Origin of the sequence: Leifsonia sp. RAF41 (assembly GCF_052114085.1) — a bacterium.
Taxonomy (GTDB): Bacteria; Actinomycetota; Actinomycetes; order Actinomycetales; family Microbacteriaceae; genus Leifsonia.
Genome location: NZ_JBFREB010000001.1, coordinates 934295 through 949472, shown reverse-complemented (window position 1 = coordinate 949472; position 15178 = coordinate 934295). Strand labels below are relative to the sequence as shown.

Genomic DNA, 15178 nt, shown 5'->3' with positions numbered 1-15178 from the left:
CTATCCTTTCAGCCCGCTGCTGGCGATCCCGGCGAAGAACTGGCGCTGCAGCACGAGAAACACGATCACAAGGGGGAGGGTGCAGATCAGCGCGCCCGCCATCAACGCGGGGTAGTCCGTCCCGAACTGACCTTGCATACTCGCCAGGCCGACTGTCAAAGGCCGGTTGTCTCCCGCCGGCGTGACGATGAGCGGCCAGAGCAGGTCGTTCCAGGAGTAGAGCGAGGTGAGCACGGCGAGTGCGGCGAGCATCGGCCGAGCCATGGGCAGCATCACACTCCAGAAGACGCGGAGGGTTCCCGCCCCATCGAGGCGCGCGGCCTCCTCGTACTCCTTCGGCATCGTGATGAACGCCTGCCGCATCAGGAAGGTGCCGAAGGCGCTGAAGATGCCCGGGATGGCGAGCGCCGGGACGGTGTTCAGAAGCCCGAGGCCCTTCATGATGTCGAACTGACCGAGCAGGAACAGTTGGCTGGGCACCATCAGCATCACCAGGAACAACGCGAAGATCAGGTTGCGGCCCGGGAAGGTCAGCCGGGCGAAGGCGTAGCCGGCGAGCGCTGCCACCAGCACCTGGCCCGCGACCCGGAGCAGAAGGGACACGGCCGAGACGCCGAACTGCGCCCAGAACGGCACCGACGCGAAGAACGTCTCGAAGCCCGCGGCCGTCGGGTGCGCCGGGAACAGCGTCGGCGGCAGCGACGAGACCTCGTTCGACGTCTTGAATGCCGTCAGGATCTGCCAGATGAACGGCACGACCATGAGGGCGGCAGCCACGATCAGGATGAGGTGGATGCGCCACTGACCCCGGTTAGTCATAGTTCACCCATCTCTTCTGGAGCCGGAACTGGATCGCCGTCGCGACCATGATGATGATCAGCAGCACGATCGCGATGGCCGCGCCGTAACCCTGCTTGAACTGCACGAACGCCGCCTCGTAGAACAGGTACACGATGGTCTTGGAACCGTCGATCGCGGTGTTGTTGACACTGCCGAGCATGACGAAGACCAGATCGAACATCTGCAGTGCTGAGATCGTGGTGAGCACGGTGACGAAGAACACACTGGGGCTCAGCAGCGGAAGCGTGATGGAGAAGAACTGCCGCACGCGGCTCGCCCCATCCAGCGCCGACGCCTCATACAGCTCGACCGGGATGCTCTGCAGCCCGGCTCCGAGGATGATGAGGTTGACGCCGAGGCCCATCCAGATGCCCACCACCGCGAAAGCGTAGATCGTGAACCGGTCATCGGCGACCCAGTACTCCCCCGGGATGCCGACGATCGACAGCAGGTAGTTGAGGATCCCGAAGTCGCCGTTCAGGATGAAGCGCCACACCATCCCGACGGCCACCGGGAGGGTGACCACCGGGAGGAAGAACAGCACCCGGTAGACGGTGCGGCCCTTGGCCGCCTGTTCGATCAGCGCGGCCAGCACCACCGCGAGCGGGACGCCGAGGAGCACGAGCAGCGTGTAGAGCGCGGAGTTGCCGAGCGCCCGCCAGAAGTCCTCGTCGCTCAGCAGCTTCGTGTAGTTGTCCACCCCGGTGAACGTGCCGGACCCGAAGACGGGCACGTTCATGAAGCTCTTGATCAGGGTCGACAGGAAGGGCCACAAGTACAGAGCGGCGAGTCCGATGAGCGCCGGGGCGATCATCGCGATCGCCCACCAGTCGATGCGGGAGCGTCGACGGCGGGCCGGTGCGGGCAGGGTGGGGCCGGGGCGGCTGTCCTGCCGCCCCGGCCGGGTGAGAGTGGTGCTCATTACTTCTCGGCCAGCACCTTGTCGATCGCGTCCGCGTACTGCTTGGTCGCGTCCGCGACGCTCGTGGTGCCATCCCACGCGCCGGTCAGGTACTTCGTCTGGTCGCCCTGCCATTCGGCGGCGTTGCCCTGCACGGGCAGCGGGACGGAGTACTTCTGGGCGTCGATGAACACCTGCAGGTTCTTGAACTCGGGCATCGCGGCCATCCACGTCTTCTCCCCACCCGCGTAAGCGGGAAGGACGGCGCCGGACTTCGCTTGGATGTCGCCCGCCTCCTTGCCGCTGGCGAACAGGAGGAACTTCTTCACCGCGTCCGGGTGCTTGGTGCCCGCGTAGCCGACGTTCTCGATCCCGCTGGTCACAGTCGCCTGCTTCTCACCCGTCGGCAACGGGGCCACGTCGACGTTCGGCGCGATCTCCTTGTTCTGGTAGAGCTTCAGCGCCCAGTAAGCGCCGGACATGTACATGCCGATCTTGCCCTGCTCGAACATGGTCTCAGCCTCGGTGTCGGAGAGCTGCTTCAGCGTCGGAGACGACTTGTCCGCTTGGAGGTTCGTCCAGAACTCGATGCCCTTCTGGGCCTCCGGGCTGTCGATCAACGCCTTCTTCCCGTCATCGGAGATGACCTGACCGCCGGCCTGGAAGATCGTGTTGTAGTAGCCGCCCTGGTAGTCGATCGGTGCAGCCGTGCCCCAGACGCCGGCCGCCGGATCCGTCAGCTTCTTCGCGGTTGCGCGGAAGTCGTCCCAGGTCCAGTCGGCGCTCGGGTAGGCGACGCCGGCCTTGTCGAAGATGGCCTTGTTGAACCAGACGGCATTGGTGTCGAAGTCTTTCGGCAGGCCGTAGATCTTGCCGTCGCCCTGGTCGTACAGGTCCAGCACAGCCTTCGGATACTCGCCGAGGTCGACGTTCTCCTTCTTGATCTCGGAAGAGATGTCGAGGAGCTGCCCACCACTGGCGTACGGACGGATGTTCTGCGCGAGCATCCAGAAGGCGTCCGGGGCGGTGCCTCCGGCGGCGCCCGTCTGCAGGGTCGACCAATACTCCGGCCAGGGGCGCTCCTCCACCTTGACGGTGATATTCGGGTTCTCCTTGTGGAACGCGGCGGCGATCTCCTTCATGGCCGGGGTCTGGGTTCCTGCCCAGACGCCGTACGTGATGGTGACCTTCTCGTTCGAGCCGCCTCCGGTGTTGCCTCCGGAACAGGCGGTGAGCAGCGCCGCCACGGCGACGATCGCCGGTGCGATGAGCCATCTCTTGTGCATGGGTTCTCCTTCGATGTGCCGGTCATCGATGACCGGTGTGCTGTGGGTTCAGCGGGTGGGGGTGAGCAGTAGGGATGCCCAGTCGACGTGGGCGGGGGCGTCCGAGAGGGGCTCGGTGCGCAGCGTCAGCGTTGTGCGCCGGCGCAGATCGAGGTCGAACGGGAGCGCCGGACGGCCGGCGTGGAGTTCGACGCGGAACAGTTCCTCGCCGTCGGCCTCGATGACGACGGCAGCGGCGGTGTCCGGTGTCTCGTCGTCGATGCCGACGAGTCCGCTGAGGCGGGCGGCACGACCGCCGAGATGGAAGCGTGCTTCCGCGGGTGCCGACATGCCGAGGCCGGAGCCGTACTCGTCGCCGGCGATGCGCATCCGCCGTCCGTCGCGCGGGTTGCCCCCGCCGTTGCTCATGTCGCGTTCGACCGGTCCGCTCTCGTTGCGGAAGGACAGCATGGGCAGCGCCGACAGGGAGACCGGTTCGGTGATCGGGCGGACCACCCGGACGTGGGAGACGACCGGGATGCCGCGAGGGCCGGGCGCCTCGACGGAGACGACGCCAACCTCACCCGAGCCGAGTTCCACGGGCGCCTGGACCGACCAGCGGCCCGGCTGGACGGTGGTCGCGGACCACCCGGGCGGCACACGCACGGATACCGCATCCCCCGCTTTGATCTCGGCGCGACCGGAGTCGTCGAGCTCGACGAGGTGGCGCGTGAGGGACGGGACGGGTTCGGGCTCGATCGATACCGCCCGGAACAGTTCCGAGCCGGCGGGCACGAGGATCGCCGCGAAGCCACCATCCCTGCCGACCGGCACGGTCAGGTGCTGTTGGACGGTCGCGCGGGTCTCTGAAAGTCCGCGACCGCCGCCGGTGGTGTCGTCGCCGACGACCCAGGCGTCGAAGGGTCCGTCGCCGAGCCGGTCCAGCGGGATGCGCAGGGTGCGCGCCGGTCCAGTGGCGATGCCGCCGACGAACCAGCGGTCGCGGGAACGCCGGGCGATGACGGCCTCCGTGTCAGGCGTACCGGACAACAGCCGGGTCTCCTCCCAGCTCGGGGCGAGTTCGGCTAGGAGTCGGGCGGCGAGCGGGCGCTCCAGGTAGGCGTCGACGCTGTCCGCGAAGTGGGTGATGCCGCACTCGAAGGCGATGGCGAGCCCGAGCTCGTGTCCGTCGCTGGTCGTGCGGCCCGGTGCGGTGAACGCAACGGGTGTGTAGTCCATCCCACCCACGATGTTGCGGGTGAACGGCTGGATGACGTTGTGTTCGGCGGTCAGCGGGGTGTCGTTGTAGAAGACGTAGTACTCGGACCCGCGGATGGCCTCGTAGCCGATCACCTGCGGCCAGGTGCGTGCCCAGCCCCGCGGGATGACCGAGCCGTGGAAGTTCACCATCAATCCAAGCCGAGCGGTCTCCTGGAGGATCGAGTCGTACCAGCGGTAGCGGTCCTTCGACTCCGACTCCATGAAGTCGACCTTGATTCCGGCGACACCCCACGAGCGCCAGAGCGCCAGCCGGGCGAGCTTCTCGGGTCCGTCGAGGTCGTGCCACACCGTCCACAGGTGCACCTGGATGCCGAACCGGCTCGCGTAGGAGACGATCTCGGGGACCCAGGTCTCCTCCCAGCCGCAGTCGATGAGCAAGTGCTCCCAGCCGAGCCGGGCGGCAGCATCCACGAAGTGCTTCTGCCGTTCCAGCTGCGCGCCGGAGTAGAAATCCGACCACCACGACCAGGCCGCGCGGCCGGGGCGCACCCAGTCGGCATCCGGGATGGTGTGGTGCTGTGGCGCGGCCAGTTCGTCCACGAAGGTGCTTTCGACCACCTCGGCGATCCCGCCGACGATGAAGACGCGCCACGGGGTGATCGGGCCCCGGGCGATCTCGGTGGCTGCATCCGCAGCGCAAAAGCTCAGCAGCCGGCTGCCGGCGTCGACAGAGGCATGCGCGCCGCTGTAGCGTCCGTCGATCCCCGCCTCCGTCACGAGCACGTGGCCACCGTCGGGATCCCGCAACAGTGCAGGGAAGCCGTAGGCGCCGGAGGCCAGCAGCGACACATCCTGGCCGAAGCGCGGTGTCTCGTACCAGGTCTGGTAGGCGAGCATCCACGCCCGCTCGAAGCCGTCGAGTTCCAGCGCCGTGGCCTCGGAATCGAGTGTGCTCACGCCCTGGAGGTCGGGGATCTCGTAGCGGATGGCGACGCCGTCCCTCGCCGACCGGACGACGACGGCCCACTCCCCATCGAGCTGGTCGCGGAATGTCGCCGTCAGTTCCTCGTGAGTGAGTGTGCGCTCGAGGGTGGTCTTCCCGGACCGTGGCGTCCACGTCTCGACAACGGTCCGCGCGGTCGAGCGGACGAACGTGCTCTCGTTCGCCAGCTCGCGCCCGCCGACGGTCACGCCGAGGCGGATCCGCAGATCGGGGAGGTCTCCGCGCACGACTCGAAGGATCAGGGTCGAGCCCTCTGTCGTGAGGACGGCGCGGAGTCCGTTTCCGTCGGTCTGCGCGAGCGGCAGAGTGTCAGTGACCACGTCGTCTCCGGGGCTGGGTAGGGTGATGGGCCTATAGCTTCGAGACACGACGATAGGGGACGCCTGGGTCAGTTGCTATGACCCATCGAACAGCCGACATGGACGTTTCGACAGGTGTAGCCATTGTTCCCATCGAGCTCCGATGCAGTTTTGAGCGAGCGAATGGACAAATACGCTGTCTTGGCATCGAGAGATGAGTACCTAGTCCGTGGCGCCGAACCCGATCACATCGATCACCGCCCGGGCGAACTCGCGTGGGCGCTCGCGCGGCAGATTGTGCCCGGCGTCCAAGACCTGGCGGTGCTCCCTCACGCCCGTGAAGTGTGCGGCGCTCGGGGTCCCGTCGGTGGGAGGGAAGTTGCCGTCTGCTGTTCCATCGAGAGTGATGGTCGGGACCGAAATCGCCGGCTGGTCCGCCAAGAATCGTTCGAGCTGAGCGTAGCGCTCGGCACCGTCGGCGTACGCGAGGCGGTGGCGGTAGGAGTGGATGACCACGTCGACGTAGTCGGGGTTGACGAATGAGCGCGCGACCCGCTTGAGTTCATCGTCGGTGAACGACCACTTCGGGGAGTTCTTCCGCCAGATCACTTCCGCAACACCCTGAGGGTCCGCTTCAAGGCCCGCTCTCCCGCGCTCGGTCAAGAAGTAGAAGAAATACCAGAACCCGGCCTCGAGCTGCGGCGGCAACGGCCGGGCGGCCGCCCTGAGGTCCTGGATCAGATAGCCGTTCACCGACACGAGTCCGCGCACCCGATCGGGCCATGCGGCGGCTGCGACGCACGCCGCTCGACCTCCCCAGTCATATCCGGCGAGCACTGCGTTCGGCAACTTCAGCGCGTCCATCAGTTCGATGACGTCGGTTCCCAGGGCAGCTTGCTGGCCGCTGCGCTTCTCGGCCGGATCACGGAATCGCGTCGGGCCGTGACCGCGCAGGTAGGGCACGATCACCCTCAGCCCGGCTGACGCGAGCTCCCCCGCGACATCCACGTAGCTGTGCACGTCGTAGGGGTAACCGTGTAGGAGGTGCACTGCCGGAGACGACGAGTCGCCGAGGTCGTGATAGCCGACGTCGAGGGTGGAAGTACGAACGTGTCGCACGTCACCGAGGTCTGCCGAAGTAGTCAAGATTCTTCCCGTTCTCTGCTGCGTGGAGGACGTTCCCGGCGGTGTCGGCGCCGGGGACGTCCGTCGGCTTACGCTGCCGCGACCGCCGTCTCGACGGCGGCGACTGCCGTCAGGATCGTCTCCGCCACAGCAGCAGGCTGCGAGACACTGAGGGCGTGCGACCCTCCCGGGATCTCTCGGACGCCGCGGGCGTTCGCCCGCTCTGCTCCGGCCCGGTGCTCGGCCACCGGGATGTTCAGATCCTGGTCGCTGAAGACGCACCAGGAAGGAATGGTCTTCCAGCCGGGCGTCTCCGCCGGCAGCGGCTCGGTCAGGGCAGCCTGGGTCACCGGGCGCTGAGTCGCCGCCATGAGCGCGGCAGTCGTGTCGGGCACGTCCGCGCAGAACTGCTGATGGAAGAGCTCCGGCTGGATCACGAACTCGACGCTGCCATCCGCGAGTGTGCGCGGTGCCAGGGCGTCGCCGAGCGTGCTTCCCGGGAACTCCGTCGACAAGTCGAATGCCGCTTGGCCGTGCTCCGGAACGAACGCGTTGACGTAGACGAGCGCGCTCACCGCGTCGTTCGATGCGGCAGCCTCGGAGATGACGAGCCCCCCGTAGGAGTGCCCGACCAGCACCACGGGACGCCCGACCGCTGCGATGACATCGCGGACGTACGCGGCGTCCCCGGACAGGCTTCGGAGCGGGTTGGCAACCGCGATGCAATCGAGACCGCTCTGCTGCAGCTTCTCGATGACGCCGTTCCAGCTCGCGGACTCGGCGAATGCGCCGTGCACGAGCACGACGGCAGGCTTCTGTTCAGTCATTTTTTCGTCTCCCAGTTATCAGTCGTCTGTCCCGAGCGCCTTGCGCAGGATGTGGATGGCCTGCTCCACGGCCGCTGTCACCGCGGCGGACGTCCGCAGCGGGTTCAGCATCATGAAGTCGTGAATGGTGCCGTTGTAACGTACGGACGTGGTCCGCACTCCGGCTTCGACGAGCTTGCGGCCGTAGGCCTCGCCCTCGTCGCGAAGTACGTCGTTCTCGTCGACGATCAGGAACGTTTCCGGCAGCCCGGAGAGCTGCTCGGTGCTCGCCCGGAGCGGCGATGCGGTGATCTCGGACCGCTTGTCGACGTCCGGGAGGTACGCATCCCAGAACCACGCCATCGCCGCTGCCGTCAGGTAGGCGCCCTCGGCGAACTCCCGGTAGGACTCCGTGTCCTGCGCCGCATCCGTCACCGGGTAATAGAGGGACTGGTGCACGAAGCGGACGTCTCCACGCTGCTTCGCCAGGATCGCGACGGCGGCGGTCATGTTGCCGCCCACCGAGTCGCCGGCGATGGCCATACGTGCGACATCCAGACCGTGCTCTGCTCCGTGCGCCGTCAGCCACTGCGCGGTCGCGTAGGCCTGCTCGATGGCAACCGGGTACTGCGCCTCAGGGGAACGGTCGTATTCGACGAAGGCGAGCGCCGCGCGGGCGCCGACCGCCAGCTCGCGGACGAGCCGGTCATGCGTCCCGGCGTTGCCGATCACCCACCCGCCCCCGTGGATGTAGAGGATGACCGGCAGCCCCGACGGCGCGTTGATCGGCTTGACGATGCGGACCCTGACGTCTCCGACGTCCGCCGGAACCGTGATCCATTTCTCGTCCACATCGAGCTTGTCGATCGGCGCGGCCTGAAGGTCGTCCAGCACCTTCCGGGCGCCCTCCGGCCCTAGTTGGTAGAGGAAGGGCGGCGTGGAGGTCGCGTCGACGATCCCCTGAGCCTCCTTCTCGAGTCTGGGTTTGTTCATGTGCTCTCTCCTTGGTCTGGATTGCGGGCCGCATTCGCTGGGCCTTCCGCTCAGCTATGACCGCCGCCGCCCCAGCTGTGTGACACATTCGGGGGATGCCAGACCCTGGGGGCGGTTACCGTCCGACATTCCAGTGGCGCAATTTGGCGGGATTGCACATGACCGATGCACCTGGCCGATTGTGACCACGGGGCTGGCCGAGCGGGGATGTAGACGTTCGTCCGAGAAGAGGTATGCGAACGTGGACAAACAGCCCTCGCCGTCGGGCTGACAGGATTTGAACCTGCGACGCCCTCTTGACGGTCGTGCGATTTCACGCTGTTGGGCGTCACAACATGGATGACACCGGGCGCGACAGCTCTGACTATCGCGAGTACCACGGCAGCGTTGGCAGTGCGAAAGCATGTCGTCATCCGCACATGGTGGGTGCCAGCTTTCCTTGGGCGCCTGTTCGATCTCCTGGGTCAGTTGCGCCAGCTACCCGCGGAGGATCAGGGCTTCGTATTCCATGTGATTCCGAAGGAAGCTGGTGACGATCGGGCACTGGATCCGAACCCGAAGATTCTCCTGCTGGATCAGGTCGAGCACCCGTCCGATCAGCGCGGTTGCGACCCCCTGCCCTCGGAACTCCGGGTACACCGACGTTGAGATAAGGGTGACGACATCGTCACGGCGGTCATAGGCGATTCCGCCCAAGAGAGTGTCGCCGCTGATCGCCTCATAAATGCGTTCGATGGTGTTATCGACGACGAAGAACTCGATACCAGGCTGAAGTGGAACGCCCGCCTCAACCTCATGGACGAGGATGCGCTGTGTCTCAGTGAAGGTTCCCGTCCCGTCTGGATACCCCGCTTCGTCCGGATACTCGAACGTCCCATCCTTCTCTTTAACCATCACAGCCCCTTTCGTCCGCTCCTGATGTGCTTTCGCACGCTACCTCTTCGGTGGTGACTCGCGGGCCGTGAATGCACAGACCGCATGGCTGCCCAGTCAGCAAGCACCCGGCGCGCTGCCTACCTATCTGAATTGAGGCGGCCGGTATGCGCTTTTGGCATTAGCTCGTGAGCCCTCGGCGTCCCAGACTCAACGCATGACCACTTCCAACAAGCCGACAATCGTTCTCGTTCACGGCGCTTGGGCGGACTCCGCCAGCTTCGCGGCCGTTACTGCCACCCTCCAGCTCGAGGGGTACGACGTCCTCCTCGCGCCCAACCCGCTCCGTGGTGTGGAGGGTGACACCAAGGCGGTAAAGGACTTCGTTTCCCAGGCGACCTCCGGCCCTGTCGTTCTCGCCGCGCACTCGTACGGCGGCGTTGTCATCACCGGCGCCGCGTCCGACCTCCCCCAGGTGAAAGCGCTGGTCTACATCGACGCGTACGCGCCCGACAACGGCGAGAGCGCGACGACCCTCTCGAACACATTGCCCGGTTCGCTGCTGAACGTCCCCGACCCGACCACTGTCTTCGACTTCGTCCTCCCCGCTGCTGACGCAGCCCAAGGTGACTACGACAGCTACATCAAGCGGGACAAGTTCCACGAGATCTTTGCCGAGACCCTCCCCCAGACGGAGTCGAGGGTCCTCGCCGCCGGCCAGGCACCCGCCACCCTTGCCGCGCTCGGGACGCCGTTCACCGGGACTCCCGCCTGGAAGAATCTGCCCAGCTGGTACTTCGTCGGCAAGGTCGACCGAGTCATCCCGGAGGCCCAGCAGCGGGCTATGGCCGAACGAGCCGGCAGCGTCGTTGTTGAGGGCCATGCGCCACATCTGTCCATGCTCGCTGAGCCGGTCAAGGTGTCCCGGCTGATCATCGACGCAGCGAAGTCGATCAGCGAGAGCTGAGCCGGTGGTCGCGTCGTCCGAGCCGATTCTTCTGACGGGGTTGGGCCCGGGGCCCAGCAGCATCAGCCGGCTTAGCGCGCAGTTGCTGTTGGATGCGGGCCAGACGGTGCGTGTGATGATCCACCGGGACGACGGCCGAGCCGATGACCTGCGCCGCCTCGGCGCGCAGGTCGTCGTCGGCGACCTGGCCGATCCTGAGGACTTTGCCCGCGCCCTCCGCGGAGTTCGCAGGCTGTTCTTCAACATGGCGGTGTCTGCCAAGTATTTGGAGGCCGCTGCGGTGGTCTGCTCCATCGCAGCCGAGAAAGGTGACCTGGAAGCGCTGGTCAACATGTCGCAGTTGACGGTGGCGCAGATGACCGCGACAAGCAGCGACGAATCCAACCACCAGCGACTTCACTGGCTCGTAGAGCGAATCGAGGAATGGGCTCCGATTCCGGTCGTCAACGTTCGACCGACCGTGTTCCTGGACAATCCGATGTTCTCGATCGCACCGCAGCAGCTGATCGCGTCGGCGAATACACTCGCGCTCCCCATCGGCGCGGGCCGAACCTCTCCCGTGGCGGCGCCGGATGTCGCCGCGGTCGTCGCAACGGTCCTGGCCGATCCGGCCCCGCATGTCGGAAGAACTTATGAACTCACCGGCCCGGAGTCGCTGACCCTCGAGGAGCTCGCGGAACGATACGGTCGCGCTCTGGGTAGACCGCTTTCGGCGTCGGACATTCCCTTGGATGTGTACGAGCGGATGTTGAACTCATTTCTCGGTCTCGACCCTCACGTTCGCGAGCACATCCTCACGGTGGCGAAGCTGCACCGAGCAGGCAGATACGACCGTTCGACGAACCACATCGAGGCGGTCACGGGAAGGCCGGCGACGTCCGTTGATGCCTACATCGCCGCCCATCGGGAGCTGTTCTTCGCCTTTTAGGCGAGCGCGGGCGCGAGGCTGCCCGCGAGGTTGAGGAAGTGGCGAACGGCTGTGGAGGCGTTGCCTGGGTGGCGCGCGAACGCCAGCGTCCGCCGGATCGGCTTCGGCGGTGCGGCCAGATCCAGTCCCTCCGCACGACCGGTCATCGCGACGGGGCGTGGCACGACAGCTACCGTTCGGCCGGATTGCGATATGGGCACCAGGAGGCCGCAGTTCGAGACCTCCATATGCGCGGCAGGCTGCGTGCGCATCATCTCGTAGAGAAGCATGCCTCGCTGCTTGGGAAACTGGGACGTCGGTAAGTGGACCATCGTGCGGCCCTCGATCATCGCTTGGGTGATGACAGGGATGGGAGCCGTCGACGGAGTCTCGGTCACCCCTGGACCGAGAACGACCAGGAAGTCTTGGGTGACCACCGGGTGCGCGACAAGAGTGTCCGAAAGGAGTGGCAGGTCGATGATCGCCAGATCGTGCAGTCCGGCCTCGACCATCCCGACCGCGGCGGCCGTCGTGTCGGCGGAGGCTACACGGAACTCGACCTCGGGCATCGACTCGTGGAACTCGGCGATAAGGGTGCCAAACCCGGTGGTGAGGTTCGTCATCCCCACAACGCTGAGGCTTCCTCTCGCGCCAGAGCGCACGAGGTCGATTGCGCCCCGAATCGATTGCGCCTCGCGAATGGCGCGACGCGCCGGCTCCATCAGCGCCCGCCCCGTGTCGGTGACGACCACACCGTGCGGAGTTCGTACGAAGAGTCGCGTATCCAGCTCCCGCTCAAGTTGCGCGACACGACGCGTCAACGCTGGTTGCGAGAGAAACAGCGCAGACGCTGCCGCCGAGAAGGAGCCGTTCTCATAGACGGCCAGGACGGCCTCCAAACCTCTCAGGTCCACGACGTGTCCTCTGCTCGGATCCTAATGCTTTTAGCGGTCGGTCATACTCTAAAAGCTGGCCATCCCACTGTACAGGTAGACAAAACGGTGTCCCGCTGACTTTTGTCAGCGGGACACCTGGGGGGCATGAACTCAGTGGACGGAGCGAGCCGCGTCGAGGATCACCTTCGTCACCTGAAGGGGCTTGGCGAGCATCGACAGATGCGGAGCATCGACTTCCGTGACGGTGCCGTGTGCCCGCTGGGCCATCAGCCGCTGCTCAACGGGAGGAAGAAGCCGGTCTGCGGTGCCGATGACGAACCAACTGGGGATGGTCTTCCAGGCGGGCGTCCCGATGAACGGCGTGCCGAGCGCGCCGAAGGTGACCGGACTCTGCCCGGCTGCAAGCACATTGGTGAGGGTGGACGGGAGGCTTGCAGCGAACACGGACTTGAACTTGTCCTGGCGGATATAGCTGTCCCAGTCGGCCTGGGGAGCATCGGGCGAGGGAAGGACGACGTCGAAGACGGTGCTCGGGTCGGCCACGTTGAGGAGCGATCCAGGCGACGCGTTGGTCAGAGCCTGGGCGCTCTCTCCGTTGTCCGGCGCATAGCCGTCGACGTAGACGAGACCTTTCACGTCGGGGTCGGCAAGCGCGGCGCCGGTGATCACCATGCCGCCGTAAGAGTGACCGACCAGGATGACGGGACCGGTGGTTCGCTGCTTAACGAAGTCGGCGACCGCCTTGGTGTCGGTTTGAAGACCTCGAAGCGGATTCGGCGCGGCCAGCACTGTGTAGCCTGCGGCCTGCAGTGCAGCGGTCTCCGGCGCGAAGCTGGACGCGTCAGCCCAGGCACCGTGCACGAGAACGATGGTCGGTTTGATGGTCGAGGACGAGGAGGCGGCGACGTGCTTGGCGTCGACCGCTGCGCTGCTGACCTGAGCGGGGATGGCGACGGCCAGAAGACCGGCGACGGCAGCGGCGATAGCTGCGACCTTGAGGCGTAGGGAGCGGGTGTGAGCTTTCATGGCTCCGAGTATGGGCGCGCCAAGTCGGAAAGTCTCATGCCGGAAATGCATGGCATCCGCTGCTGTTTCAATGGTTCTGACTCTTCGTCAGACAGGCTGCGACAACGTGGCGGCGGTCCCGTCATCCCAGTCTCGAATAATCAGGTCCAACCCCGCGAGTAGACCACCGGGAACCTGCTGGAGCCGCGCCGATTCGGCTAAACCGCCCAGGTCGATTGGGGCGAACCCCATCTGAGCGAGCAGCGATTGCAGAGCTGCTTTCGAGGGCACGTCGTCGCCGCTGAGGAACAGAACTCGACGGTAACCGGGAGACGGTCGCGGGTCGCGGGCGAGAGTATCCGCGATCAGTGTGTTGAGCGCCTTGATCACATGCGCACCGCGAGCCATCTCCGCTACGAGCTCACTCGAGGAGAGGACCCCCGGCCAAAGTGGCGCACGCTGGGAAAGGTCGTTGGTCGCGTCGACGAGGGTGCGCCCCTCCCAATTACCGAGATCGGCCAACGCAACGGGGACTTGCGAATGCGGGACCGCCAACACCACGATCTCCTCCTCCGCCGCCTCGTATTTGGTACCGGCTCGTGCAAGCTCTCCCAGAGAGGCCACGACGCGTGAAAGGCTCTCGGCCCTATGCGAGCCGCTGAGCGTGACAGCATGCCCTGCCGCGAGCGCCCGCACCGCGAAGGCTTGGGCAAGCGTTCCCGCACCGATGACCCCTATGCGCATGTCAGTGCCTACGATTGCTTCGAGAGCGTCGGTTTCGTCGACGGAGAGGTGTGCACATGGTCAAGTCGTCGAAGGCTGTTACCGCGCAACGGCGAGAAGAGATTGTGGACGCGGCCGCCAAGCAGATCAAGCAGCACGGGATCGAGGGAGTTCGAATCCCGGAGGTGATGCGCGAAGTGGGCATGACGCAGGGCGGCTTCTACCGGCACTTCGATTCCAAGAGCGATCTCACTGACACCGCATTGCGGCACGCTTTCGATGTTCACCGCGGCATCCTCGAAGGCATCTCGGACTCCCGCCGCGGCGACCACAGCGCCGCCATTGAGGCATTCGTCGAGTTGTACATGTCCTGGGCCGACCCGGAGAGCCTGGCCGTCGGATGCCCTGTCAGCGCGCTCGCGGGCGATGTCGCACGCGCCCCGATGGACGCGTCGGTCAGAGGGGTGTGGGCGCAGGAGCTCGACCGGATCTTCGATGTCGTCAGTGTTCTCGGTGACGCGGACGACGTCGATCCTGCAACGCGAGCCGAGCAACGCGCGCGAGCGATCGCCGGGTTCGCCACTCTCGTGGGGGCGTCCATGCTGGCCCGCACGACGGCGGGGACGCCGCTGGCCGACGAGATCCTGACGGCTACGCAAAACACGTTCACGACCACGGCTCCATAGGTCCGAGTAAAGCCACGCCCTCGCGCGCTGTCTAATGTCGATAGTGCGAGCAGGCGATCAGGCTTTTGCATACCGGCTCTGAAGGCGGTCGGGGCTGGTTAGAGTCGCGGTCATGAGCACCCCGCCAAACTCGCCGCTCGGCGAATCCTGGACCGCGACACGGTTCTCGTTGGCCTCCGACCTCCCCTTCGACGGTCTCGTCCAACGTTTCGAGCAGCTTGTCCCGCTATATCCGCGACAGAGATTCGTGGACCTCATCGAGCGTGAGGCTCCGTGGTCTGAGATCGTCGATTTCGCAGAGAGCTACTCGGAACTCGGATTGCTGACGTATTGGCACGACTCCGTGACGGAGATGATGTCGCTCGCCGGCAACACAGCCAAGTGCGCCTTCTACTTCGTCGGCAACTTCCCGGTCGCCGAGCGGATGTACCGCCACGACCCGCGAGTCATGAACTACGCGCCATTGCGGATGACGATCACCGAGACGGTCGGCGCCGTCACCTTCACGACCGACCAACCGAGCAGCCACTTCGCCTCTTTCGGCGACCCTCACATCGGCGCCGTGGGCGCGGGCGTCGACCGGAAAGTAGCAGAGCTTCTGCGACGGCTAGACCTCCCCGTACCGGCGGCGCTGGCTCCGGCCCAGCCATGATGCTCCCGACCAGGAA

Annotated in this window: 15 protein-coding genes; 4 read left to right on the top strand and 11 right to left on the bottom strand. The window is 65.7% G+C overall.

Annotation, left to right across the window (positions count from 1 at the left end):
• The 8 genes from AB4Y74_RS04490 to AB4Y74_RS04455 all read right to left on the bottom strand — a co-directional run bounded on the left by AB4Y74_RS04490 (position 1) and on the right by AB4Y74_RS04455 (position 9347).
• On the bottom strand, positions 1-819 hold the full coding sequence (locus AB4Y74_RS04490) for a carbohydrate ABC transporter permease (protein ID WP_441797915.1): 819 nt from the start codon (positions 817-819) through the stop codon (positions 1-3).
• Positions 812-1762 carry a carbohydrate ABC transporter permease gene (locus AB4Y74_RS04485; protein WP_441797914.1) on the bottom strand — a complete coding sequence of 317 codons (951 nt, stop codon included), beginning with the start codon at positions 1760-1762 and terminating at the stop codon, positions 812-814. Before AB4Y74_RS04485 ends, AB4Y74_RS04490 begins: the two co-directional genes overlap by 8 nt.
• The gene (locus AB4Y74_RS04480; protein WP_441797913.1) at positions 1762-3027 is read right to left on the bottom strand and encodes an ABC transporter substrate-binding protein; all 1266 of its coding nucleotides are present in this window, start codon (positions 3025-3027) and stop codon (positions 1762-1764) included. Before AB4Y74_RS04480 ends, AB4Y74_RS04485 begins: the two co-directional genes overlap by 1 nt.
• Positions 3028-3075: 48 nt before the next feature.
• Positions 3076-5550, bottom strand: coding sequence for a glycoside hydrolase family 97 catalytic domain-containing protein (locus AB4Y74_RS04475; RefSeq protein ID WP_441797912.1), 2475 nt, complete (start codon positions 5548-5550; stop codon positions 3076-3078).
• Between the two features lie 201 nt (positions 5551-5751).
• Entirely contained in the window at positions 5752-6675 is a 924-nt protein-coding gene (locus AB4Y74_RS04470) for an alpha/beta fold hydrolase (RefSeq protein ID WP_441797911.1), read from the bottom strand.
• 68 nt (positions 6676-6743) lie between these two features.
• Complete coding sequence (locus AB4Y74_RS04465; RefSeq protein ID WP_441797910.1) at positions 6744-7481, bottom strand: alpha/beta fold hydrolase; 738 nt, start codon at positions 7479-7481, stop codon at positions 6744-6746.
• Between the two features lie 18 nt (positions 7482-7499).
• Positions 7500-8453: an alpha/beta hydrolase gene (locus AB4Y74_RS04460; RefSeq protein ID WP_441797909.1), complete on the bottom strand. Its 954-nt coding sequence runs from the start codon at positions 8451-8453 to the stop codon at positions 7500-7502.
• Between the two features lie 477 nt (positions 8454-8930).
• Positions 8931-9347 (bottom strand): GNAT family N-acetyltransferase, encoded by a 417-nt coding sequence (locus tag AB4Y74_RS04455; RefSeq protein ID WP_441797908.1) that lies wholly within the window; start codon positions 9345-9347, stop codon positions 8931-8933.
• Between the two features lie 196 nt (positions 9348-9543).
• Between AB4Y74_RS04455 and AB4Y74_RS04450 the strand changes: the two genes are divergently transcribed.
• Entirely contained in the window at positions 9544-10293 is a 750-nt protein-coding gene (locus tag AB4Y74_RS04450) for an alpha/beta fold hydrolase (protein ID WP_441797907.1), read from the top strand.
• Positions 10294-10297: 4 nt separating this feature from the next.
• Positions 10298-11221: an NmrA family NAD(P)-binding protein gene (locus AB4Y74_RS04445; protein WP_441797906.1), complete on the top strand. Its 924-nt coding sequence runs from the start codon at positions 10298-10300 to the stop codon at positions 11219-11221.
• Here the strand turns inward: AB4Y74_RS04445 and AB4Y74_RS04440 are convergent.
• The 3 genes from AB4Y74_RS04440 to AB4Y74_RS04430 all read right to left on the bottom strand — a co-directional run bounded on the left by AB4Y74_RS04440 (position 11218) and on the right by AB4Y74_RS04430 (position 13845).
• Positions 11218-12114: a LysR family transcriptional regulator gene (locus AB4Y74_RS04440; protein WP_441797905.1), complete on the bottom strand. Its 897-nt coding sequence runs from the start codon at positions 12112-12114 to the stop codon at positions 11218-11220. The two genes, AB4Y74_RS04445 and AB4Y74_RS04440, sit on opposite strands and share 4 nt — an antisense overlap.
• A 132-nt stretch (positions 12115-12246) precedes the next feature.
• The gene (locus AB4Y74_RS04435; protein WP_441797904.1) at positions 12247-13122 is read right to left on the bottom strand and encodes an alpha/beta fold hydrolase; all 876 of its coding nucleotides are present in this window, start codon (positions 13120-13122) and stop codon (positions 12247-12249) included.
• Positions 13123-13209: 87 nt separating this feature from the next.
• The gene (locus AB4Y74_RS04430; RefSeq protein WP_441797903.1) at positions 13210-13845 is read right to left on the bottom strand and encodes an NADPH-dependent F420 reductase; all 636 of its coding nucleotides are present in this window, start codon (positions 13843-13845) and stop codon (positions 13210-13212) included.
• A 56-nt stretch (positions 13846-13901) separates the two neighbouring features.
• Here AB4Y74_RS04430 and AB4Y74_RS04425 point away from each other — a divergent pair, with 56 nt between their 5' ends.
• Both AB4Y74_RS04425 and AB4Y74_RS04420 read left to right on the top strand, forming a co-directional pair.
• Positions 13902-14510, top strand: coding sequence for a TetR/AcrR family transcriptional regulator (locus AB4Y74_RS04425; RefSeq protein WP_441797902.1), 609 nt, complete (start codon positions 13902-13904; stop codon positions 14508-14510).
• Between the two features lie 112 nt (positions 14511-14622).
• Positions 14623-15162: a hypothetical protein gene (locus tag AB4Y74_RS04420; RefSeq protein WP_441797901.1), complete on the top strand. Its 540-nt coding sequence runs from the start codon at positions 14623-14625 to the stop codon at positions 15160-15162.
• Positions 15163-15178: the final 16 nt, after the last annotated feature.

Excerpts from the sequence above, each read along its gene's own strand:
- AB4Y74_RS04450 (WP_441797907.1), top strand. The coding sequence starts at position 9,544 with ATGACCACTTCCAACAAGCCGACAATCGTTCTCGTTCACGGCGCTTGG.
- AB4Y74_RS04480 (WP_441797913.1), bottom strand. The coding sequence starts at position 3,027 with ATGCACAAGAGATGGCTCATCGCACCGGCGATCGTCGCCGTGGCGGCG.
- AB4Y74_RS04490 (WP_441797915.1), bottom strand. The coding sequence starts at position 819 with ATGACTAACCGGGGTCAGTGGCGCATCCACCTCATCCTGATCGTGGCT.
- AB4Y74_RS04430 (WP_441797903.1), bottom strand. The coding sequence starts at position 13,845 with ATGCGCATAGGGGTCATCGGTGCGGGAACGCTTGCCCAAGCCTTCGCG.
- AB4Y74_RS04435 (WP_441797904.1), bottom strand. The coding sequence starts at position 13,122 with ATGAAAGCTCACACCCGCTCCCTACGCCTCAAGGTCGCAGCTATCGCC.
- AB4Y74_RS04465 (WP_441797910.1), bottom strand. The coding sequence starts at position 7,481 with ATGACTGAACAGAAGCCTGCCGTCGTGCTCGTGCACGGCGCATTCGCC.
- AB4Y74_RS04420 (WP_441797901.1), top strand. The coding sequence starts at position 14,623 with ATGAGCACCCCGCCAAACTCGCCGCTCGGCGAATCCTGGACCGCGACA.
- AB4Y74_RS04485 (WP_441797914.1), bottom strand. The coding sequence starts at position 1,762 with ATGAGCACCACTCTCACCCGGCCGGGGCGGCAGGACAGCCGCCCCGGC.
- AB4Y74_RS04425 (WP_441797902.1), top strand. The coding sequence starts at position 13,902 with ATGGTCAAGTCGTCGAAGGCTGTTACCGCGCAACGGCGAGAAGAGATT.
- AB4Y74_RS04460 (WP_441797909.1), bottom strand. The coding sequence starts at position 8,453 with ATGAACAAACCCAGACTCGAGAAGGAGGCTCAGGGGATCGTCGACGCG.
- AB4Y74_RS04455 (WP_441797908.1), bottom strand. The coding sequence starts at position 9,347 with ATGGTTAAAGAGAAGGATGGGACGTTCGAGTATCCGGACGAAGCGGGG.